Below are 23,889 nucleotides of genomic sequence, written 5' to 3'. Positions count from 1 at the left end.
ATGTTCGTGTTTTCTTTGATTTCATATTGACGCCGCGGCGCTCTATTGGTACAATAAAGACTGTTTGAAACAGGGCGACAAGCCTAACGGAGGTGCGGACGATGACATCAGTCGTAGTAGTAGGAACGCAATGGGGAGACGAAGGAAAAGGGAAAATCACGGATTTTCTGTCGGAACACGCAGAAGTAATCGCGCGTTACCAAGGCGGCAATAACGCCGGCCACACAATCATTTTTGGCGGCGAAACGTATAAATTGCATTTGATTCCATCGGGGATTTTTTATAAAGATAAAACATCGGTCATCGGCAACGGCATGGTCGTTGACCCGAAAGCGCTTGTGCAAGAGCTGAAAGGCCTTCACGACCGCGGGGTGACGACGGAGAACTTGCGCATTTCAAACCGCGCACACGTCATTTTGCCTTACCACATCAAGCAAGATGAAGTGGAAGAAGCGCGCCGCGGCGCCAACAAGATCGGTACGACCGGAAAAGGCATCGGGCCTGCGTATATGGACAAAGCGGCACGTGTCGGGATCCGCATCGCAGATTTGCTGGACCACGTCGTGTTCGAAGAGAAATTGCGCATGAACTTGAAAGAGAAAAACCGCATGTTCGAGAAATTCTATGAAACAGACGGCTTCACGGTCGAAGAGATCATGGAAGAGTATTATCAATACGGACAGGAAATCGCACAATATGTGACCGACACATCGAAAGTGCTGAACGATGCATTTGATGCCGGCCGCCGCGTATTGTTCGAAGGCGCACAAGGCGTCATGCTCGATATCGACCAAGGCACCTATCCGTTCGTCACGTCATCCAACCCGGTAGCGGGCGGGGTAACGATTGGCGCAGGAGTAGGCCCGACGAATATTTCCCACGTCATCGGCGTCTGCAAAGCCTACACATCACGCGTCGGCGATGGCCCGTTCCCAACGGAATTATTCGATGACATCGGCGATAAGATCCGCACAGTCGGCAAGGAATTCGGCACAACGACAGGCCGTCCGCGCCGCATCGGCTGGTTCGACAGCGTCGTCGTCCGCCACGCACGCCGCGTCAGCGGATTGACGGATTTGACTGTCAACTCGATCGACGTCTTGACGGGGCTTGATACGGTGAAAATCTGTACAGCTTACCGTTACAAAGGCGAATTGATCACGGAATACCCGGCGAACTTGCGCATGCTCGCAGACTGCGAACCGGTCTACGAAGAAATGCCAGGCTGGTCTGAAGACGTAACATCGTGCAAATCATTGGATGAATTGCCGGAAAACGCGCGCCATTACTTGGAGCGCATCTCGCAATTGACCGATGTCCAAATCTCGATTTTCTCTGTCGGGCCGGACCGCAACCAGACAAACATCGTCAAAAGCGTTTGGCGTTAAGCGAATACCCACAAGCCACTGCCTCTAATTAAGAGGGCAGTGGCTTTTTTTGCGTTTGTTACAAATTCGCCATAAATGAAAAAGCCGTCTCGCGTGCTTATATGTTGTTTATGACAACAAGGTCACAGGAAATAGCTGCCAAATGGAAAATAAGGACGGAAATCATAAGTTTTTTACCTCTATTTGCAGAATTAAAGAAAATCATGACAATAACTGGATAATACTGTATGGTAAATAACACTTCTGTAACAATGAGTTTATCGGGTGAGCCTTTGAAAACGGATGTGGTAGAGTGGGGAAGTTAAAAAAACGGAAGACCCCGCGATGGGAGAACGAAAGGAGCCAGACCCGCAACATGAACGCGAAACACCAGAACGAAGATAAGTTGAAACTGCGCAAATGGAAAATCGGAACCGCCCTCGTTTTAGCTGCCAGTGCATTCGGCGCCAACACGATTTTTGCCGAACCGAATGAGCCGCAAAACCTGGAGCCGGTTTATCATATATATCACAACACCAGTTACCTCGGAGCCGTATCAGACGACGCGCCGATCGACGAATTAATTGATGAAAAACTGGAAACGGCCTCAAGCGAATACGACAACCTGCGCCTCGCGCCGAGTGACAAGCTGAACATTTTAACCGAACAAGCCGTGGCATCCAGCTCGACGGACGACGAGGCGGTCATCAGCCAGCTGGACGAGCAATTAAAGGTTAAAGCGGAAGCCTTCGCCCTGCAAGTCGACGGTGAAGCGGCGGTCTATGTGAAAGACCGGAAAGCTTATGAAGAGACCGTCCAGCTCATGAAACAAAGCGCCTTAACAGAAGAAGAGCTCGAGCAATTCGAAGAGCAGCAAGATGAAAACGAACTGCCTGAGCTAAAAGCGGGCGAATCGCGCATCACCGATATTTCCTTTTCGGAACCGATCAATGGCTTGTCGAAGCAGATTGACCCAAAACAAGTGATGGAGCCGAAACAAGCTGCAGAACACGTAACAGATGAGCTCGGCGTGGACGTGCTCGTCAATAAAGCCGAAAAAGCTTTGAAGAAAATGCCATACGAAACGGTCGAAAAAGACAGCAAAGATGTCTATATCGGCGAAACGGAAGTCGGCCAAAAAGGCAAGCGCGGCGAAAAAGCCGTGAGCTACGCTGTACGCGAAGTCAACGGCGAACGCGTCGGCCGTTCCGAAACACGCGAGAAAATCCTGAAAGAGCCGGTCGACAAAATTGTCCTTGAAGGCGAGAAAGAATTGCCGGGCATCGGCACAGGCGAATTCACGTGGCCGGCAGATGGCGGCTACGTTTCAAGCAAGAAAGGCCAGCGCTGGGGCCGTGCCCATAAAGGCATCGACATCGCGCGGCCCGATACGCTCGATATCGTCTCCGCAGACCATGGGACGGTGACAAAAGCAGGTAAAGCCGGCACATTCGGCAACCGCGTCGTCGTCGACCATAAGAACGGCTATGAGACGATCTATGCGCACCTGTCATCGATTGACGTCAAGGTGGGCGATAAAGTATCCCCGCATACGAAACTCGGCGACATGGGCACGACAGGACGCTCTACAGGCATCCACCTGCATTTCGAGCTTTCCTACGAAGGCCAAGACCGCGACCCTTTGGATTATGTGAAGAAATAAACGATTGAAAAGCTGCCAGCGTGCTGGGAGCTTTTTTTTTTGCGTATTTCAGTATAGATAGCTTGTGGGATAGTTTGAAATGGGTGATTAGAAAAGCTTCCGCTTTTCGACTGCGTTGCAGGGGGCTGCTTGCCGTGGGGCGGGTGTTGAGCCAACGTGCCGCAAAGGGCGCGCCACGTTTGTCTCGCCAGCCCGCATGGTCCCACAGGCGTCAGCCCCCTTCCACTCCGTCTCTAGTTTTAAATGGGAAGAAAACTTCTTCTGTCCACTCGATGGGAAATGAGGAAATACGTCATGGTTTGTAGCTCGTATCATTTGGATCAAAGAGAATGCGATTTTCAATCCTCATCTTCCAGCAAGATATTCGGTTCAAGCACCTATTTGTCAGATGCTGCATCTTGGGAAGCGATTCCTCCACTAGCCGGCAACTCGTACAGAAACAGATCTATTTAAACGCACCTGAATCAACGAAATCTCTCAGCCGCATAGCGTAAAGGGGTGAGCCGAAGCCGTAAGACAAGTGTTCTTCTTGGCTCATGGAGAGAGGCCAACCCAAAGCAGGGCGGCGACTACTAAGCTGAAGCACAAATAGAATGCAAAAACAGTTTCTACAAGCAAACCCTTATCAGGCGTTTACGACTCTAGAACCCTCACGCCGCTGAGCCCCGCTGTGACCATCCAAAGGTGCGAAATGCTTGAAATAATGGTAAAGTAAAGGATAGCAAAGAATGTCAAAACGGCTGTGTACAGGTGAAACAAATGGGAATCAGAGGGGGAGAAGATAGATGAATAAAACAATATTAGTTGTGGATGATGAGAAGCCCATTGCGGATATTTTGCAATTTAATTTGAAAAAAGAAGGCTTTAATGTGGTCGTGGCTTATGACGGCGACGAGGCGATCAAAGTGGCGGAAGAAATTCAGCCGGACTTGATGCTGCTCGACATCATGCTGCCAAACCGCGACGGCATGGAAGTATGCCGCGAAGTGCGCAAGAAATTCGATTTTCCGATCATTATGCTGACGGCGAAGGACTCAGAGATCGACAAAGTGCTAGGGCTTGAGCTCGGAGCGGATGATTATGTGACGAAGCCATTCTCGACGCGTGAATTGATTGCACGTGTCAAAGCGAATCTGCGGCGCCAGAACGTCGTGCCGGCAGAAGAGGAAGGCGTAGGCTCGAACGATATCCAGGTAGGGTCGTTGACGATCCAGCCGGATGCATATTTGGTGTTGAAGCGTGAAGAGACGATCGAATTGACACATCGTGAATTCGAGCTATTGCATTATTTGGCGAAGCATATCGGGCAAGTAATGACGCGTGAGCATTTGCTGCAGACGGTATGGGGCTATGATTATTTCGGCGACGTGCGGACAGTGGACGTCACGATTCGCCGTTTGCGTGAAAAAATTGAAGACAATCCGAGTCACCCAGCGTGGATCGTGACGCGTCGCGGCGTCGGCTACTACCTGCGGAACCCTGAACAGGAGTAGGCTGAATGCTGAAAACCAGTTTTTTTAAGTCGATCCATGTGAAATTTGTGTTGATTTATATTTTGCTTATTCTCTTGGCGATGCAGATCATCGGCCTTTATTTTTCCGAGCAGCTTGAAGGAACATTGCGAGGGAACTTCGAGGATTCCATTAGAGACCGGATGGAAATCATCGAATTCAGCGTGCGCGAAGAAATGATCCGCAATCGGACAGATGAAGACTTGACCATCGAGCAGAGCCTGCGGTCGGTCCTTACGAATTTTGATTCGGGTGATATTGATGAAATCCGCGTGGTCGATAATCGCTACCGTATTTTGGGAACTTCCACGGGTGAGAATCAATCGCTCGTCGGCCAGCGTTCGACAGATGACCAAATTCGCCGTTCCATTATTGGCGAGACCTTATTAGAACAGACGTATATAGACGACAACCGGGAAGAACGGGTATGGGTCAGGACTTTGCCGATTACAGCGGTAGGGGGCGAAATGCTCGGTACGCTCTATGTCAAAGCGGAAGTTGAGAACGTCTATGACCAAATGGATACCATCAACTCGATTTTGGCAGGAGGTACAGCCATTGCATTGGTGATAACGGCTGTGCTTGGGGTGTTGGTCGCCCAGACGATCTCAAGGCCGATCGCTGATATGCGCAAGCAAGCGCAAGCGATGGCAAAAGGCAATTTCTCGCGCAAAGTCCGCGTCTATAGTGAAGATGAAATCGGCCAACTTGCCCGTGCATTCAACCATTTGACGAATCGGCTACAGGAATCCCAGCAGTCAACGGAAAGTGAGCGGCGAAAGCTCGCCTCGGTGCTTGCCAATATGACGGACGGTGTTCTTTCGACCGATCGCAGAGGGCGCATCATCTTGATCAACGAACCGGCTTTGCAATTATTGAATGTTTCACGTGAAACAGTCATCAACCGGCCGGTCACGACAGTGCTTGGTCTTGATGAATCCTATACATTTGAAGATTTAATCGATATGCGCGATGCAATCACGCTGGATATCAGTTCGCAGGATCAAGCGACGCTGTTGCGCACGACTTTCTCGGTCATCCAAAAAGAGACCGGTTTTGTCAACGGCTTGATTGCCGTTCTGCACGATAATACAGAGCAGGAGAAGATCGATATGGAACGCCGCGAGTTTGTGGCGAACGTATCGCATGAATTGCGGACACCGCTCACGACGATGCGCAGTTATTTGGAGGCGCTCGCTGATGGGGCGTGGCAAGATCCGGATCTTGCACCGAATTTCCTTAATGTGACGCAGACCGAGACCGAGCGGATGATCCGCCTCGTCAACGATTTGCTGAAACTGTCGAAGATGGATTCGAGCGAAGCGGATTTGAGCCGCGAAATGGTCGAATTCGGCGTGTTCTTCAATCGAATCATTGACCGTTTCGAGATGTCGAAATCACAAAACGTGTCATTTGAGCGTAAAGTGCCAAAATCGCAGTATTTTGTGGAAATCGATACCGATAAATTGACGCAAGTCATCGATAACATCATTTCTAATGCCTTGAAATACTCACCGGAAGGCGGTAAAGTGCGCTTTTCCGTCCGTGAGAAAGAAGGCGAATTGCTCGTCTCTATCAGCGACGAAGGAATGGGCATCCCGAAAGAAAACGTCGAGCGGATTTTCGACCGTTTCTACCGTGTCGACCGTGCGCGTTCGCGTGCAATGGGCGGAACGGGACTGGGCCTTGCGATTTCGAAGGAAATGATCAATGCCCATGGCGGCAGAATCTGGGCACAAAGCAAGTACGGCAAAGGGACTTCGATTTACTTCACCTTGCCATATGAAATTGATGATGGAGGTGAATGGGATTGAAGTATTTGGAGCATGTAAAATCCATTGCCCTGTTCATCCTGATTTTTCTCAGCTTAGCACTGACCTTCACAATCTGGACCTTCACCCCGTCGCTTGAAGAGATTGAAACGCCTACACAAGTGGACGTGGCAATCGGCGATAAGCGCAGTGCAGACGAAGTCGTCCGGCCGGTGAAAGTGCTGTATCATCACGAAGATAAAGTGACCGGCACTTTTTCCCAGACTGAAATCGAAGAGATGCTGGAAACAATCCAGCAATGGCAAATTTCCGATGTCCAGATATTTGAAGAAGAAGCAGGGACAGAAGTACTGAAGCAATATTTACAAAATCCAGGGCGCACCGTGCTGTATTATCCAGGTGCTGTGCCGTTCCCTGTGTTCGATGCCATTATGGACATTACCGATAATAATCTACCGGAATCGACCTTCAACCGCGTTGTTGTCGAATGGGGAACAGAGGAAGATCCCGATTCCGTCATTTATTTTATCAACACCGGCTCGGGCCGTGTATACGAGGCACAAGTATCGGAAACAGAGTTGGTAAAATTCCGCGGCGATTATGTGCAACAGTCGGAAGAATATGATCGCTATATCACGGATCCGCGCATCGGCAATTTGCCGGTTTATGTGCCGGAAGATCCGATAGAGAAGACTGGCTTTGACTACCTATTGGAAGAAACCTCGGCGGCCATCTTTGCGGATGCCATTATGGACAGCCCGTCTGCAGAATTTGCAGGGGATCTGCAAAGTGAGGAGTTCACCGATGATTCGGGTGCGATCATGCGTGAATTGGATAGCCAGAAAAGCATCAATTACGTGCAGCCTAAAGCCGAAACCTCTGACCCGGCGATTCCGTCCGATCTCGTGTTCAACTCCATCAACTTTGTTAATGAGCATGGAGGATGGACCGATCAATACGTGTATTTTGGCATGAAATCGGTCAATCAGCAGATCAGCTATCAGCTGTTTTTCGAAGGTTCCCCGGTTTTCAGCAATATGACAGCTGTAAGTTTAGATGTTGAATGGGGTATAGACAACGGCATTGAGCAGGCATTCCGCTATAGCCGCCCGACTTACTTGCTTGATTCGGTCGCAGAAACCCGCACAATTGAAATGGCGTCTGGCGAAGCGGTATTGGATGCTTTGGCCCGACTTGAAATGGACCTATCGACAATTGAAGCGGTAACGATCGGCTACGAACTGACTGAATCAGAGCCTTTGATCACCTTTCAACCCGCTTGGTATTATAAAGCAAATGGCAAATGGACACGGCTATCTGACGAATCAGTAGGAGGCGTGAAGCTTGGATTGGAGTAAAACAAAAACCATTTTCATAGTTGTCTTTTCGATTCTAAATGTCTTCTTGTATTCGTTGTATATCGACCGCTATACGGAAGCAGAACGAATTGAATTGCTTCCGGAATCGACCATCGATGAGAAATTACGCGGTGATAATATCACTTATTCCGCTTTGCCGGAAGTCTCAGAAGACAAGCCATACGTACGCGGTGAATCGAAATCTTTTGCTGGCACCGAATTGGATATTGATGGCATCGTCAACGTCCTGGAAGACCGGATGCTGCAAGTAACTTACGATGAACCGATTGACTTGGAGGGCGACAAAGCAGACGCATTGGCAGCTTTCATTGAAGAGGAAGTACCGGAAAGCTCGGAATACAGCTTTTGGCAAATCGATGAAGATCAGAACCACGCGGTGTTTTTCCAGCAGATGGCGGGTGTCCCGTTGTTTTATAGCAAGGGCGGCCAATTGACCGTGTTCTGGGATGAGAATGACGCCGTTATCGGTTTTGAGCAGACCTTATTCGACAACATCATCGAAAATGAAGAACAAAAGAAATTGATTTCACCACTTCAGGCAATCCATACCCTTTACCAGAAGAGCTTATTGGAGACAAACAGCCGCATCACCGAAGCTGAACTTGGCTATTCGACACATGTTCAAGTATCGGAGAACCGGCAAATGTTCGTCCCAACTTGGCGCATCCGCGTGAAGGATTCCGAAGGCGAGGAAACGGATCATTTCGTCAATGCCATCAAGGACGGTGTCATTGAGCTGAACAAACAGAAAGAGGAAACAGCAGAGTAAGGAGATTTTAACTATGCGCTTTAGTGTATTGGCCAGCGGTTCGACTGGCAATGCCATCTATATAGAAAACGACGAGCATGCGTTTTTAGTGGACGCAGGGCTTAGCGGCAAGAAATTGGAGTCGTTATTCGCCTCCATCGGCCGCGATATGGGCAAGCTCGACGGCATTCTTGTCACCCATGAGCATAGCGATCACATTAAAGGGCTCGGCATCGCCGCGCGCCGGCATAAAGTGCCGATTTACGCCAACGCCAAAACGTGGACGGCGATGGACGGGCTGGTCGGCGAGATTCCGGTCGAGCAGCGCTTCCATTTTGATATGGAGACGACGAAATCGTTTGGCGGCCTCGACATCGAGTCGTTCGGCGTGTCGCATGACGCGGCGGACCCGATGTTCTATGTGTTCCACGAGAACGGCAGGAAGCTTGCGCTGATCACCGATACGGGCTATGTCAGCGACCGCATGAAAGGCATCATCGGCGCGTCCGATGCTTATGTGTTTGAGAGCAACCACGACATCGGCATGCTGCAGATGGGGCGCTACCCATGGTCGGTCAAACGACGCATCCTGAGCGACGTCGGGCACGTGTCGAATGAAGATGCGGCGGTGGCGATGTCGGAAGTGCTCGCGGAGAAGCCGACGCGCATCTACTTGTCGCATTTGAGTAAAGACAATAACATGAAAGACCTCGCGCGCATGAGCGTCGAGCAGACCTTGCAGACGAAAGGCATCTTCGTCGGCGATTATGTCGATTTGTTTGATACCTCGCCGACTGAAGCGACGCCTTTGGTTGTGGTGTGAATAGATGTAGAGAGAGACTGTTCTGGAAGTCATGAAAATGGCTACTGGGACAGTTTTTTTAGATTTTTTGAACCGCTGATGTCCGTGAAAGTGGACGCTTTCCGGAGGGCTCGCATTGAGCCGCTTCCTTCGCTGCGCTCAGTCCAGGGTCTCAAATGTCTCGCTGATCCTCCCGGAGTCGCCACTTTCACTCCCATCAGCTAGAGTGGAATGAATATAGATAGCGCAGCAACAGTTGCTGGAGTGCATCACCTAACTGCGTTGCGACCAATCATCCAGTTAAAAAGTGTACAAAGTAAGTTGAGTGATGACTTCCTGATGGGCTTGTACAGGTAGGATTGCTTGCATTTTAGCGGGTACATCTTATGATAAAAAGAGAGGCATAAGAGAGGATGGAGGCTATGGGTTATTACAATCAAACGCCGAATGGCAGGCAGCCGAAGCCGAGCCATGCAGGCAGTTTCTTTGCAGGGGTGTTCGGCGTGCTGGTCGGGGCGCTATTGATGTGGCTATTGTTTTCGCAAGCACCGGGCTTATTGCCAGGGACCGAGTCAACTGATTCCGGCACCCAGATCCAGCAGCAAAACCGTGAGCAGCAAGGCGCGTCGCTTGATATCACGACCGATGTGACGAAGGCCGTCGATGAGGCGTCGGATGCGGTAGTTGGCGTGTCGAATCTCCAGACAGGCGGGGATTTCTTCTCGCAAAGCCAGGAACAGGCAGTCGGCACGGGTTCTGGCGTCATTTATAAAAGTGAAGGCGATACCGCGTATGTCGTGACGAACCATCACGTCGTTGACGGCGCGAGTGGCATCGAAGTGACATTGGCCGACGGGACGAAAGTCGATGCCCAAGTAGTCGGCAGCGATATTTGGACTGATCTGGCTGTCCTTGAAATGAGCAATGACAAAGTGCAAGGCGTTGTGGAGCTGGGCGATTCGGATGCATTGAAGCGCGGAGAAGCGGTCATTGCGATCGGCAATCCGCTTGGCCTTGAATTTTCCGGTTCTGTGACGAGCGGCGTCGTATCAGGGACTGACCGGGCCGTTCCGGTCGACTTGGATGGTGACGGCACAGAAGACTGGCAAGCGGAAGTTTTGCAGACAGATGCGGCGATCAACCCTGGTAACAGCGGCGGCGCACTCGTCAATTTGGCGGGCCAATTGATTGGCATTAATTCGATGAAAATCGCCACTTCGCAAGTCGAAGGCATCGGCTTCTCGATTCCGATCAACTCGGCACTGCCGGTCATCAATCAACTCGAAGCAACGGGTGAAATGGTGCGTCCGGCGATGGGCATCACGCTGATTGATTTGGCGCAAGTGCCGAGCACATACCGTGAAGATACATTGAATTTGACGGATGACATTACAGCGGGCGTCGTCGTCAGTTCAGTGGTTCCGTCTTCTGCGGCGGATGAAGCGGGCATGCGCCAATACGATGTTATCGTCGAGCTGGATGGTGAAGAAATTGGCGATATTATCGAGTTGCGTCAGCATCTTTACAACGAAAAACAAATCGGAGATATGCTGCAAGTAAAAGCATACCGAAACGGCGAATTGCTCGAATTCGAACTTGAACTTACCGACAATTCCACACAATAATATCGCAACAGTTCCAAATGGTGTTTTATGCACCGATTGGAACTGTTTTTTTTCATTTCCGAAAATGAAAGGAAGAAATAAAAATCAGCTGAATATTATACACTTCGTAGCACGAATTTTTAGCTGAAATGGGGCAATTGTTCGGGAAAATGGCATGTGGATAACTTTTTTGTTAAAAATCGATTGTTAACAATCCACAGGTGCTAAAAGCTTCGCTATCCGTAGTGTTTTATATCTGTTAAAATGGATTGTGGATAAAAGGGAACGAAATGTGTATAACTGTGTTGAATATTCGGAAATCGAAAGGAGGCGTAAAAATGGAGCTATATTGCTGCCAAACGCATGTGGGACAAGGGCTTGACGAATTTGTTGCCAAAACGGAAAGCTATCCCATACTGACTGAATTATCAGATAGTAAAAAGTTATCCACAAAGTGCAACTACTGTGAAGAACAGGCATTGTATCTTGTGGCGGATAAATAAAATTCTACAAGATGTAGAATGGCCTGTGGATATGTGCATAAACTCTGTGGGCAACTTGTTTGTAAATTTCGTGTAAAGGGGATAAGTTGTGAACATTTCCATTGTGACCGTCGGAAAACTGAAGAAATACTTGAAAGCGGGCATTGCAGAATATGCAAAACGCTTAGGGGCTTATGCAAAATTATGGAAGTGGAAGTCGTGGACGAAAAGCGCCGGAGCAATTGAGCGAAGCGGATATGGAAATCGTCAAAGAAGAAGGCGAGCGCATACTCGCTAAAATCCCACAGACGCCTACGTCATCGCCCTCGCGATCGACGGCAAGATGAACCTCCGAGCAGCTCGCCAAAGACATGGAATCACTTATGACTTACGGCCGCAGCAAAGTTGTCTTCGTCATCAGGGGCTCTCTTGGGTTGCATGATGAAGTCTTGAAGCGCGGATGAGAAATTATCGTTCTCGAAGATGACATTCCCGCATCAATTGATGAAGTTGATCTTGCTGGAGCAGGTTTATCGTGGTTTTCGGATTATGAAGGGTGAACCGTATCATAAGTAAATGAGGTTATTTAGAGGAAAATAATATGATATTACTGAAAGTAGATTTTAGGTGAGCATTTGCATGGTTATAATCTAATGAACATTTAATATTTTGAAGATAGAAAAGTTTTGCTGTGAATCATCAATCCTCGATTGCCTTTACTTCCACTTCCAACAATCACTTTGTTTTTATTTTCTCGAAATTAAATTCTAATGAAGAAGGTGTTACTAATGGAAGCTGCCAAAATTATGGATGTCATAGACAAACTTGATGATTTGCCCTATCGAAGAATATTATTTGATGGAACGTGGGTATTGGGAAAACAATACACAATGGATTCTATAAAGATAAAGAAAACTTTTACTATATTTCATTGTTTGGCAAAGAAATATTGATGCTTTCTACCAAGAATTATATTATCTATTATTGTCTAAACACGAAGCTAAATTTAAAAGGTATTAAATAGTATGAAGAATATTAATATTTCTCACTTTGGGTTCAATATTTCAATACCCTTAATCTCCGATATATTTATAAGTATCCAAAACAATTGAAAATTAAATCCAACATAACAATTATTGATGACTTAGAAAGAAAAATGATGATTTCGACATCAAAGAAGTATTTGGTTTTATAGATTCTATTACAAAAATAAGGAATTAAAATAATTTTAGTAGCTTCGTCCGACAACTTTTCAAATCAGGAAAAATAACATTCGAAGAATACGCTGAAAAATCTATTGATCGTATTTATAAAATTAACTTATTCAAAAGATGCCCTGAAAAATAATGGGTAACAATACTTGGCCAATAATTAAAGGAATCTATCAAGAGAATGAATTTAAAAATTTACGCACTTTAGAAAAGCGATTTATTTATAAAAAGTAATTCATGAAATACCTGAAGATATGTTTAACGCAAAATTTAATAAAGAAGATATTTATAAAATTTGTTTTCTGTAGTTTTATTTGTAGTAGATCATAAATGTAAAATGGTACTATTGCCGGAAAAGATGAAGAAAATACTAGCATATTTTTGATACATACAATTCTAAAGAAAACTTTCCGGATTATATGGCATTATATTAAAGAAATTTAAATAATAGTATGATGCAAACCTCATACCAATTATTTTCGAATGGTTCTTAACAGGTGATTTTCTAAAGCCCAATTTAGGAAATAGTTAAACAAGTGGATACATATGTAGAGTCAACAATTCCTTTATTCATGTCGGACGAACAGATTATAAATGAGGTTAACCATTTTCGATATTCATTAAAGATTTGGATCACGATATATCTATAAAAGTTTCTTACAAAGGTTGGACGAATTAGCTAGTATAGCCGAAAAACAAATTTGAATTTTAAATATAGTGTTGACAAGTAGTTGACTGGATGAATAAGAATAAGGATTTCAGTATAAATTATGATGATATTCATTTGAAAATTTACTAAGGAGAGTCTAGTTTTATAAATGAAGTTATATTAAAGCTACAAACCAGAACAAAAGTAATTACAGAAATCATCTCCTAAAATAATGGCCGAAAATACAAGAAAACAAAATTTTACCGATACTGATACAGACAAAGTAAATGAATTTAAAATATTCTTTTATAAATTAAAAATGACAATAGTTTAAGAAAGAAAGTGTAATAACAGAAATGAAAAATAATAAATGGTTTTGCCTTTACCGCTAGGTGAAATAACACATTCTCACTGGTCTTATTGCCATGAAATATTTCAGTGTATTGCAGCAATAGGTTATAGGAAGAAGATACTATTATAAGAGATGCAATTGAATATTTTAATGAAGAAATTGATAATCATCCAGATGAAATATTTAAATATCGATTGCGGCACTTAATTAAGCAGTATTTAAAGCAGCTTAGTTCTAAATTTTTAACAAAAATAGTAAATTCGTGTTTATTTAATATGAGAAGACTAGAGAACTTTTAGTTATAGTGCGATGAGTCTTATATAATCTCTTAATTCTATCCATGAATTTGAAACGATGAAAGAGGTATTTATTTTAAAGGGAAATGCATGAATAGGTTAGATTTGTATAAGAAATCCACTTTATTACGTACTTTTATTACAATGAATGGCGAGAACACTGACGAAGAATATGAAAGGTATTCATCTACAAAAAGACGTTGAAATAAATATAGAGAAATATGAAAAGGATTCTGAGTTTTACAAGATTGTTAAAGAAATGATTTTGACGTAGATCAAGATGACAAACCGCTACTTCACATTATTTGTTATACATTTAATAGCTCCTATAACAGTCTTGAGATGGTAGCATTATTGCAAACATCTGTTGAAGCGTCGTAAGATGAATTAGACAAACAATACTTCATGAATTGGCTATGTCAGTTATTTACAATATACCTGTTTTCCTAAATCACGATAAATTGGAAGAGCCTTAGCGGCTATTATAACCAGTTATATGAACATGGTTTCGAGTTAATAGATGAAAATAATGAAGTAAAAATACAAACTTGCAGATACTTTGGTTCCAGATTTTGAAAACAAAGGTGAATTGACAGTAGCGAAAATACCCAGAATTTATTCATTCGGTGAAGTAAATTATTATAAGAATAAATTAATGGAAAACTAAAAACTGGATAGTGCTCAATTTGTAATTAATAATTTAAAAGATGGAATTAATGAATTGTCAGTAGGATTAAATAATATCTCGAGAAATGAGAATAGACTACAAGAAATATTAACGACTTATCCAATTTTATTTGGAACAGAATATATTGAGGTATTAGATAAGCATAGGTTTGGTTCGGAATACGAAGCTGACTATGTTTTGAAAAGATATAATGGACTTTATGATGTTGTTGAAATTGAAGCTAGTACTTTAAATGTTTATACCAAACAAGGCAATCCAGCCAGTGCGTTGGTACATGCAGAACAACAAATAATGGACTGGTTAGAGTGGATTGAACATAATAACTCATATGCACGTGAAAAATTCAAGAATTGTATTCACCAAAAGGCTATGTGGTAATTGGAAGATCTAATACTCTGACACTAGAAACAAAGAGAAGCTTAGAAAGAAATTTAGTTTTAGAGATAAAATCGAGGTAATTACCTATGATGATTTATTAGAAAATGCTAAATCATTATTAACGTTATTAACTGGTAGTAAGTTAGAGGCGGATTAAATTTTATTACTATCAAATTTCAATGCAACTAGATAAATCGGATTAATACAGGTAACTCGAAAATATCTTGCTAATCCAAAATTTTCTTGGGATATGCCCCACTTTTCGGTCACCTCTGATACAGCTAGAGAGGTCTGAATCAATAAAGGCAGCCTTCTTAAGTTGGAGATTAACTTGAGTAGATTATTAAATACATAAAGATGAAACGACACCTCATTTATATACAGTACGGTGAGACTTATCATAAGTAAATGAGGTGTATCCTATTAAATAAAGTCTAACTTATACATGCCTTGTCCAAATGCTAAAGACAATCCGGTTATTAAACTGAATTGTCATGCGTTCTTTATATCAATAAATCAAATTAATTCAGTTATTGAAACTATCCGAGAGAAGCGGAATTTTATCGTTTGGATATGCTAACATTGATTTGAGTTCTGTTATTTTAGTTGAATGTATCCTCGGTGAGGCCACTGCGCTTTTTAGGATAAGCCACTCAATGAAGCAATTGGACCGATTTACTTTTTTTCAAAAGTTTATAATCATAAAGAGTGGATTTTTATTTAGGAGTATCTCTTAAGGCGTTTTTATCCCTAGAGTTAAGAGAGTTTGAAGTATAAAAGGTGGGACTGAACTTAATGAAAAAAATTGGATTTGATTCGGAGAAATATTTGCAAGAACAATCAGCCTACATCCTGGAGCGGGTGCAGCAGTACGATAAACTTTACTTGGAATTTGGCGGAAAATTGATAGGCGACAAACATGCCAAGCGTGTCTTGCCTGGATTTGATGAAGATGCCAAAATCAAACTATTGCATACACTGAAAGAAAAGGCGGAAATCATCATCTGTGTCTACGCTGGAGACATCGAACGAAACAAAGTCCGTGAAGATTACGGCATCACTTATGACCAAGATGTCCTGCGCTTAATCGATGAATACCGGGCATACGGCATTTCTGTCAACAGTGTTTTGATCACCCGTTACCAGGGGCAGCCAACAGTCAAAGTATTTATGACAAAGCTTGAGAGAAGCGGAATTAGCGTCTGTATTCACCGCGAAATCGAAGGTTATCCGGCAAACGTGGAGGCGGTCCTTGGGGAAGAAGGATTTGCGACAAATCCTTATATTAAAACGACAAAGCCGATCGTGGTAGTAACGGCCCCTGGCCCGGGCAGCGGAAAGCTCGCCACCTGCCTTAACCAAATGTACCATGAGAATAAACTGGGGAATGAAGCCGGCTATGCCAAGTTTGAGACTTTTCCAGTTTGGAACCTGCCGTTAAAGCACCCAGTAAACATCGCTTATGAAGCGGCTACCGTCGATTTAAAAGACGTAAACATGATTGATAATTATCATTATGAAGCGTATGAGAAAGTAGCGGTCAATTACAATCGTGATATTGAGACATTTCCTGTCATCAAACGGATTATTGAAAGGATTACCGGCAAAGAGTCTGTTTACAGCTCACCGACTGATATGGGGGTTAATCGCCTGAAATCGGGCATCACGGATGATAGCGTGGTCCAGGAAGCTGCCAAGCAGGAAATCATTCGGCGCAGTTTCGTCGTAGAGAACGATTATAAAAAAGGGCTTGCCGATGAAGACAGTGTACGCCACATGCAAGTGATTCTAGAAGAGACCGGTTTAAAGAAAGAGGATCGGGCACCTGTATTGCCGGCGCGTAATTATGCGAAAGAAGTCCAAGCACAAATTGACAGCACGAATTTACAAGCCGTAATTGCGATAGAACTGCCGAATGGCGAGATGATCACCGGTCGAACGACCACTTTGATGGATGCTTCGGCAGCCGCGATTCTGAATGGGTTAAAGAAATTGACCAATATTTCCGATGAAATTGATTTATTGTCGCCGATGATTTTACAAACGATTCAACGGTTGAAAACCGATGACTTGAATAGCCGCGTCCCGACATTAAGCGCCAATGAAGTGCTCATTGCACTGGCAATCAGTGCGGTCACCAATCCTACTTCTGAGCTGGCTTATAAGCAATTGCCACATTTAAAAGATACCCAAGCACATTCGACGGTTATATTGAATAGAGAAAACGAACAGACCTTTAAGAAACTTGGAATCGACATCACCAATGATCCGGTATATCCAACTGAGAACCTATATTACAATTAGATTTTAGAAAACACCTGCCTTTTTCTCCTTCCATAGAAGCCTGAGACGGATGTATTTTCATTTATAGTATTTACTGAAAAGGTTCATTCTTCTCTTAATGAGAAGAATGAACCTTTTTGCTTTATTGAATCAATCAAGCGCTACTTGTGAAAGACTGTAAAAAATAACTTTACTTCACCCGACAACAAAATAAAGCTCTACAGTAAATGGTTAAACTAACCCTATCTTGTTTCCTCAATCTATTTATTTTAACGAGTAACCACCATCTACAACGATTTCCGCGCCGTTTACATAAGATGCTTTATCTGAAGCTAAAAATAGCACGACTTCTGCGATCTCACTTGGTTTCCCGTAGCTTCCTCTCGGGTGTCCCTGTGATTGTTTATCATAATTCTCTTTTCCGCTATATGCTTTAATGGCCAGGTCAGTTTCTGTTGGGCCAGGGGAGATGCAGTTGACGCGGATTCCTTGATTGGCAAAGCGCAGTGCGGTGCTTTGGGTCATCGCGACAACGGCTGCTTTGGTTCCGCTATAAGCTGGCAGCATCGGATTGACCTTATCGTTTCCAAGGATCGCCGCATTATTAATAACGACCCCGTGTTTTTGCTTGCCCATGACAGCTAAAGCATATTTCATGTAGAGGAAAATCGCCGTTTGATTGACGGCAATCAACTGATTCCAGTCATCCAGTTTTACGCGAGATAAGGGTCCCATTCCGATAGACAGAACACCGGCATTGTTGAAGAGAATATCGATAGTATGCCCATCAGTTTCAAGTGCTTTAAAAAAGCTTTCGATTTCGTCTGTGTTTTCGTTATGGACTTGGTAAAAATGAGCTTTACCCTCGCATTCCTTCTCCACCTGAGAGCCTTTGTCGCGGTCTCTTCCCGTAAAATGAACGGTCGCTCCTTCTTTGCAAAAGAAACGAACCACTTCCTTGCCAATTCCATCCGTTCCACCGTTAACAACCACTACTTTGTTTTCGAACATCATCTGATCTCCTCCAAACGTCATAGTAAAGTCATAAAGAATTTGTAATCAGTATATAGCATTCGGATCACTGTAGGAAATTTGGGTTCGTGGCATTCGAAGTATTCGAAGAAAAAGGTCTCATCGCTGCCTTGTTAGAATATATACAGGAGGAAGCATCACTCGTACAGATGGGCCAAGCGTTCTTGGACGGGAAAAGCATCCAAGAGATACGACTAGGGTGACAGATGCATGTTCATGAGGAGGAGCGCATGAAATGAAGAGAGACAATAGGATGCAAGCTGTCTTTGAGTCGAAAAGGTGCTACATCAGGCCTTTTATTGAAAGCGATTTGGACGCTTTTATTACATACCGCAATAATCCTGAATGGATGGAATTTCAATATTTTAAAGGTCTGGCCCGAGAAGAATATGAAGAAATTTTAATAAGAGAACCATCTGTGGAAAAAGGTGCTCAATTAGCAATTATCCGTAAAGCCGACGAGTCCCTAATGGGGGATGTGTTTATTAAAAAGGAAGCCGATGCTTGTTGGATTGGCTATACCATCAACCCGATGTTTAAAAGACAAGGCTATGCTTATGAAACGATTAGAGCCATGATTCAGTGGATTCGACAGGCATATCCTGGGGTCAAAATTAAAGCCGGGACATCTCCTGAAAACTTGGCTTCCATCCAATTGCTTAAAAAGCTGGAGTTTACACCAGCAGGCACAGAAGAAGGCGAACTTGTTTTTCAGTATGTGTAATAAATCCTTCTTAGGTCTATCATAGAAAGTGTAGCGAATTAAATATGTGGGGGAACTAAACGATGAAAAAATTGATTGGAATTTTATTCTTTGTATTAATTATAGGGGCAGCGGCTGGATATGCATTTTCACAAACAAGTTTATTTGGCGTCACTACCAATAGCAGTTCTGATGCCTCCTTGGTGAAGGATCAGATCGTAAAGATTGCGGAATTGGCATCACTTGAGTATGAGTATAGCAATGTCATAGTCAGTGAGACCGATAAGAACATTTCCTTGCCAGGGGTGTCGGATATTAAATTTGCAGAAGCAATCAGATTAATTGAATACGATGGGTATATAAAAGCGGGATCCAAAGCTTCGGAAATTGAAACTTCATACGACGAGAGCACAAAGCAATTGGTCGTTAGAGTACCGAAAGCAGAGATACTTGAGAATGTGGCTGATACTGAAAATATGGAAATCAGAGATATCAAAGATGAGTTATTCTCGGACTATCCTTCTCAGAAAATTGTAGAGGATATAAACCTTGAAAAAGAAAAGCTTGAAAAAGAGAAAATCGAACAAGGATTCCTGGAAGAAGCAGACAAAAACACAGAAGAGATTTTAACTGCACTTCTTGAAACTCCTGCATATAACGAAGTAATTATCGAATTTTATTAATACATATAACCAACAAGCCATCAAGGTCCCTGACTTTGACGGCTTTTTGTATGGATTGATTCTTGAGTAATCATAGAGAAACTCGCTATCATTTCACTCCAAGCCCTGACTAGCGTAAACTTAAAACCAACAGAGTAGAAAAGGTGGTTTTGAAGGATGGCCAGATTGCCGATGATGATCGATACGGACCCGGGAATTGACGATGCGATGATGCTGACGTTGGCGTTCGCGCATGATGACGCGTTGGATGTGCGCTTGGTGACGACGTGCTCGGGCAATATTTCGCAGAACAAGACGAATTATAATGCACGCACGTTTCTCAGTTATATTGGGGCAGAAGTGGAAGTGGCGCGCGGTTTGGAGAAGCCGATGTTCCGCGAACTCGAAATGGCAGAAGAAATCCACGGAGAAAGCGGGTTTGGGAATGTTGAGTTTCCACCGCCGACTTTGCCTGTGAGCGAACGGCCGGCCGTTGCTGCGATGCGGGAAACTTTGCTTTTGAGCGAGGAGAAAATGACCATCGTGGCAACGGGCCCTTTGACGAATGTGGCGGCCTTATTGCTGGCGCATCCGGAAGTGAAACCGAAAATCGAACGCATTTCGTGGATGGGTGGAGCGGCAGTCGGCGGCAATATGTCGCCGTCCGCTGAATTCAATGCCTATGTCGACCCGCACGCAGTCGAAATCGTCTTCCGCTCGGGCGTGCCGGTCGTCATGAGCGGCTTGGATGTGACGCATAAAGCATTCGTGACGCTGGAAGAAGCTAAGAGCATTTTGGATATCGGCACGGAATTTGCGGAGAAGGCGTATGGCCTCGTCACCCATTATTTGGATGTCATCAAGAGAACGCCTTTTCATGAGGAGAATTACGATCAGGTGCTTCATTTCCACGATGTCTGTGCAGTCATGTATTTACTGCGGCCGGATTTGTTTGAAGGACAGGATTGCTTTGTGGAGGCTTCACTCGAAGGCATTACGGCGGGTGCGACGGTAGTGGATTTCACGAACCGCACGGGGGAGGAGCCGAATGTCCATGTTTTGCATAGTGTGGACCGGGAAGCGTTCGTTGCGGAATTCGTGAAAGCCGTAAAAGTCATTTCGGACCGCGTGGAATCTCGTTGATTCGACAGCTCGACAACTCATAAGAAAGCAAGGTGAAGCGTGATGAAAATCATCATATTCGGGGCGACGGGCGGCGTGGGCCAATCGGTCGTCAAGCAAGCATTGGAGCAAGGCTATGAAGTGACGGCGTTTGTACGTACGCCGGACAAATTGAAAGTGACCGGTGAAAAGTTAACGGTAGTGCAAGGAGATGCGTTCCACGTGGAACAAGTGGCCGCAGCGATTGCCGGCCATGACGCGGTCGTATCCTGTTTGGGCTCGAATCAAGGGATGAAAAAGTCAGCGGATCTGCAAACGATGGCGAAAAATATCGTGGCTGGCATGCAACAGCATGGCGTCAAGCGCATCGTTTACACGGCATCTGCAGGAATTAACGATGAACTCCCAGGCATTGGCGGAAAGTTGATGATGGGCGTGCTGAAGCAGGTGCTCATCGATCACCGCGCCGCTGTCGATGCCATTCAAGAAGCTGGACTGACCTATACGATCGTCCGGCCGATGGGCTTGACCAATGATTCCTTTAGCGGGCAGTACCGTGAATCTGAAGAAGGCGTTCCGGGTAAATCGAAAACCATTCCGCGCGCAGATGTGGCGCATTTTATCGTCAAAGCACTGGGAAATGCAGAGTATGAAAACAAGTCTGTGGGGATTGCGACTTGAATCCTCACCAAGACGAGCAGCTGCAAATATTGCGGCTGTTTTTTTGGTTCATTTCCACGATTTTCTTTATTGAAATTTTGGCTTATAGTAGAAACATCTGTTTACAAGAACTTTTCCGCAGCAAAGAATGAGGTGCATCATGGCGTTTTTGTCACGATTTAAATTGAGTACAATCATTATCTCGTTTGTGCTATTGGTGGTGTTGGTGTCGCTCGTGATTACCAATCTGCTGGTGGCCGATACATCGGGCGACCGGATCGAGCAGCAGCTGGAAGATAAGGCCGTCAGCATTTCCCGCACCGCCGCAGAGTCGCAAGTGATTCGCCAAGGCTTGGAGAGGGAAGCGGCGGAAGCGAATATACAGGATTATGCGTTGGCCGTGCAACAAGCCGCAGATGTGTTGTTTGTCGTCGTCATGGACATGGACGGCATCCGCAAATCGCATCCGAATCCGGACAATATCGGCAAGGCGTTTGCCGGTGGCGATGAACTCCGTGTGCTAGCAGGCGAAGAATACACCTCGCGGGCGGAAGGGACGCTCGGGCAATCGGTCCGTGCGTTCACGCCGGTGTTTGATGAAGACGATAATCAAATCGGTGCAGTCTCGGTCGGTATTTCCTTGGAGGAAGTAGAAGCGGCGGTCGGGCAAAACCGGCAGACCATCTGGATCGGTTCGCTGACAGGCTTGTTGTTCGGCATCATCGGCGCATTGTTTTTAGCGCGATATATCAAAAAGAGCCTGTTCGGGCTGGAGCCTCCCGAAATTGCGCGCATCCATGAAGAACGCAACCAGATGCTTCATTCCGTTTACGAAGGCGTTATCGCGATCGATCAAAATTCGCGTATCATGCTCGCCAACCGGTCGGCGAGAGAGCTGTTCGAAAAAGCGGGCTTCACGGGCCGTGAGCCGATCGGCAAGGAGATCCATGACTTTTTGCCAGGCCTCAAGACGCACCGTGTATTGCTTGAAAAACATACCGTTTTGGATGAAGAGCAGGAGCTTAATGGCCTGTCGATCTTGTCGAACCAAGTGCCTTTATTGGTGAATGACCAAGTGATCGGCGCAATGGTGACATTCCGGGACAAAACGGAAATCGACTTGCTTGCCGAACAATTGACCGGCGTCGAGATGTATGCAGAGACTTTACGGGCGCAGTCGCACGAATTCATGAATCAACTGCATGTCTTGCTCGGCTTGATTAAAATGGAGCAATACGAGCAAGTGTCGCAGTTTATCGCGAAGTTGGTCGACCACCAAGCCGTAGAAGTCGGCAATGTGACGCGCTCCATCAAGGACCCGGTGCTAGCAGGCTTTATTCTCGGGAAAATCAGTTTCGCGAGAGAAGCGCAAGTAAATCTTTCGATCAGCTGCGAGACCGATATCCCAAAACCGGACGATCCGGCGGTCACGCACGAGTTGATCACGATCATCGGCAATGTGGTCGACAACGCGATCGACAATGTCCAAGCGACCGAACACAAGCAGGTGCATGCCGCGTTTTCCTATATCGATGAATTGCTGACGATCACGATCAGCGATACAGGAACGGGGATCGATGAGGAATTGCAGGAAACAATGTTCGAAAAAGGCGTCTCCAGTAAGGAAGGCTACCACCGCGGATTCGGATTGCATTTGGTGAAAAATAGCGTAGACCAACTCGAAGGTTCGATTGAAGTGGCCTCCGAGAAAAACGAAGGTACGACGTTCGAGTTGGTGCTGCCGTATGAAGCAAGGGGTGAAACAGATGATTAAGGTAATGATAGTAGAAGATGACCCAATGGTGGCTGCCTTGAACCGGCAATTTGTCGGGCGCATGGACGGCTTTGAGGTGATCGGCGCCGCCGAAAACGCCCAGCAGGCCATCGCGATCCTCGCGGAGTCGGACATCGATTTGGTCTTGCTCGACATCCACATGCCGGGCTTGACCGGCATCGAATTTTTGCAGATGCTCCGCGAACAACAGCAGGACCTTGACGTCATCTTGATCACGGCAGCCTCTGAAATCCAGCAAATCCAGCACGCCTTGAGGCTCGGGGCTTCCGATTATTTGATCAAGCCCTTCGAGTTCAGCCGTTTCCAGGAAGCGCTGCTGCAATACCAAAAACATTTCCATAAACTGAACGATAATAAACAAATCAGCCAGCAAGAAATCGACAGCCTGCTCGGCAGAAAACAGCCAGCCACTTCTACATCAGCCACGGTGCAATCATTGCCGAAAGGGCTGACAAAAGGAACGCTGCAGACCATCCAGCAAGTGATCCTGGCGAACGAAGCTGCGGTGTTTTCAACAGATGAACTGGCGCAGTCAGCCCACATTTCCAGGGTCTCCGTCCGGAAATACCTGAAATTCCTCAGCGCCATCGGCTATTTGCAGGAAGATTTGACCTACGGCGTCGGCCGGCCTATCTATCAATACCGTGTGGCGCCGGAAAACGCACATCGTCTCGATCCTTATCTTTGAGGGTTAAGGTGGAGCTTTGGAAACACGATTTCCACTAAAAAA

General features: G+C 45.4%; 20 protein-coding genes and 1 pseudogene. 20 read left to right on the top strand and 1 reads right to left on the bottom strand.

All coding sequences use genetic code 11. The features are described 5' to 3' along the window. Nucleotides 1-101 precede the first annotated feature (101 nt). From CW734_RS17980 to CW734_RS17920, 13 genes and pseudogenes are all read left to right on the top strand, one after another. Nucleotides 102-1,388 (top strand): adenylosuccinate synthase, encoded by a 1,287-nt coding sequence (locus tag CW734_RS17980; RefSeq protein ID WP_101192089.1) that lies wholly within the window; start codon nt 102-104, stop codon nt 1,386-1,388. A 355-nt stretch (nt 1,389-1,743) separates the two neighbouring features. Beyond that, nucleotides 1,744-3,030, top strand: a complete 1,287-nt coding sequence (locus tag CW734_RS17975; protein ID WP_101192088.1) for a M23 family metallopeptidase — start codon at nt 1,744-1,746, stop codon at nt 3,028-3,030. A 785-nt stretch (nt 3,031-3,815) separates the two neighbouring features. Continuing rightward, the gene (gene yycF, locus CW734_RS17965; RefSeq protein WP_058382289.1) at nt 3,816-4,523 is read left to right on the top strand and encodes a response regulator YycF; all 708 of its coding nucleotides are present in this window, start codon (nt 3,816-3,818) and stop codon (nt 4,521-4,523) included. 5 nt (nt 4,524-4,528) lie between these two features. Next, nucleotides 4,529-6,355, top strand: a complete 1,827-nt coding sequence (gene walK / locus CW734_RS17960) for a cell wall metabolism sensor histidine kinase WalK (protein WP_101192086.1) — start codon at nt 4,529-4,531, stop codon at nt 6,353-6,355. Then, nucleotides 6,346-7,671 carry a YycH family regulatory protein gene (locus tag CW734_RS17955; RefSeq protein WP_232787131.1) on the top strand — a complete coding sequence of 442 codons (1,326 nt, stop codon included), beginning with the start codon at nt 6,346-6,348 and terminating at the stop codon, nt 7,669-7,671. The genes walK and CW734_RS17955 overlap by 10 nt, the downstream gene beginning before the upstream one ends. Then, on the top strand, nt 7,658-8,461 hold the full coding sequence (locus CW734_RS17950) for a two-component system regulatory protein YycI (RefSeq protein WP_101192085.1): 804 nt from the start codon (nt 7,658-7,660) through the stop codon (nt 8,459-8,461). Before CW734_RS17955 ends, CW734_RS17950 begins: the two co-directional genes overlap by 14 nt. Nucleotides 8,462-8,474: 13 nt before the next feature. Then, a complete protein-coding gene (locus tag CW734_RS17945; RefSeq protein ID WP_101192084.1) occupies nt 8,475-9,263 on the top strand; it encodes an MBL fold metallo-hydrolase in 789 nt (262 codons plus the stop codon). A 401-nt stretch (nt 9,264-9,664) separates the two neighbouring features. Next, complete coding sequence (locus tag CW734_RS17940) at nt 9,665-10,867, top strand: S1C family serine protease (protein WP_101192083.1); 1,203 nt, start codon at nt 9,665-9,667, stop codon at nt 10,865-10,867. A gap of 317 nt (nt 10,868-11,184) precedes the next feature. Beyond that, nucleotides 11,185-11,349 (top strand): CxxH/CxxC protein, encoded by a 165-nt coding sequence (locus tag CW734_RS17935; protein WP_101192082.1) that lies wholly within the window; start codon nt 11,185-11,187, stop codon nt 11,347-11,349. An 88-nt stretch (nt 11,350-11,437) separates the two neighbouring features. Continuing rightward, nucleotides 11,438-11,904, top strand: a pseudogene (rlmH, locus tag CW734_RS17930) (23S rRNA (pseudouridine(1915)-N(3))-methyltransferase RlmH). Between the two features lie 212 nt (nt 11,905-12,116). After that, on the top strand, nt 12,117-12,281 hold the full coding sequence (locus CW734_RS18435) for a hypothetical protein (protein ID WP_157824193.1): 165 nt from the start codon (nt 12,117-12,119) through the stop codon (nt 12,279-12,281). Nucleotides 12,282-14,557: 2,276 nt separating this feature from the next. Then, on the top strand, nt 14,558-14,902 hold the full coding sequence (locus CW734_RS17925; protein ID WP_157824192.1) for a Shedu anti-phage system protein SduA domain-containing protein: 345 nt from the start codon (nt 14,558-14,560) through the stop codon (nt 14,900-14,902). Nucleotides 14,903-15,697: 795 nt separating this feature from the next. Next, entirely contained in the window at nt 15,698-17,206 is a 1,509-nt protein-coding gene (locus CW734_RS17920; RefSeq protein ID WP_101192080.1) for a DUF1846 domain-containing protein, read from the top strand. 243 nt (nt 17,207-17,449) lie between these two features. Here CW734_RS17920 and CW734_RS17915 read toward each other — a convergent pair whose 3' ends face one another. Then, nucleotides 17,450-18,199 carry an SDR family NAD(P)-dependent oxidoreductase gene (locus tag CW734_RS17915; protein WP_101192079.1) on the bottom strand — a complete coding sequence of 250 codons (750 nt, stop codon included), beginning with the start codon at nt 18,197-18,199 and terminating at the stop codon, nt 17,450-17,452. An 86-nt stretch (nt 18,200-18,285) separates the two neighbouring features. Here CW734_RS17915 and CW734_RS19510 point away from each other — a divergent pair, with 86 nt between their 5' ends. From CW734_RS19510 to CW734_RS17885, 7 genes are all read left to right on the top strand, one after another. After that, complete coding sequence (locus CW734_RS19510; protein ID WP_257968627.1) at nt 18,286-18,420, top strand: hypothetical protein; 135 nt, start codon at nt 18,286-18,288, stop codon at nt 18,418-18,420. Between the two features lie 32 nt (nt 18,421-18,452). Continuing rightward, the gene (locus CW734_RS17910; protein ID WP_101192078.1) at nt 18,453-18,941 is read left to right on the top strand and encodes a GNAT family N-acetyltransferase; all 489 of its coding nucleotides are present in this window, start codon (nt 18,453-18,455) and stop codon (nt 18,939-18,941) included. Nucleotides 18,942-19,003: 62 nt separating this feature from the next. Next, nucleotides 19,004-19,603, top strand: coding sequence for a DUF4230 domain-containing protein (locus CW734_RS17905; protein WP_101192077.1), 600 nt, complete (start codon nt 19,004-19,006; stop codon nt 19,601-19,603). Between the two features lie 156 nt (nt 19,604-19,759). Further along, nucleotides 19,760-20,725: a nucleoside hydrolase gene (locus tag CW734_RS17900; RefSeq protein WP_101192076.1), complete on the top strand. Its 966-nt coding sequence runs from the start codon at nt 19,760-19,762 to the stop codon at nt 20,723-20,725. Between the two features lie 42 nt (nt 20,726-20,767). Continuing rightward, a complete protein-coding gene (locus CW734_RS17895) occupies nt 20,768-21,385 on the top strand; it encodes an NAD(P)-dependent oxidoreductase (protein WP_101192075.1) in 618 nt (205 codons plus the stop codon). A 139-nt stretch (nt 21,386-21,524) separates the two neighbouring features. Further along, entirely contained in the window at nt 21,525-23,138 is a 1,614-nt protein-coding gene (gene dcuS / locus CW734_RS17890; RefSeq protein ID WP_101192074.1) for a DcuS/MalK family sensor histidine kinase, read from the top strand. Next, on the top strand, nt 23,131-23,847 hold the full coding sequence (locus CW734_RS17885) for a response regulator (RefSeq protein ID WP_101192073.1): 717 nt from the start codon (nt 23,131-23,133) through the stop codon (nt 23,845-23,847). The genes dcuS and CW734_RS17885 overlap by 8 nt, the downstream gene beginning before the upstream one ends. The last annotated feature ends 42 nt before the right edge of the window (nt 23,848-23,889 follow it).

Source organism: Planococcus sp. MB-3u-03 (assembly GCF_002833405.1).
In the GTDB taxonomy this organism is placed as follows: Bacteria; Bacillota; Bacilli; order Bacillales_A; family Planococcaceae; genus Planococcus.
The sequence above is the reverse complement of the archived record's forward strand: the minus strand, read 5'-3'. Positions and strand labels throughout refer to the sequence as shown.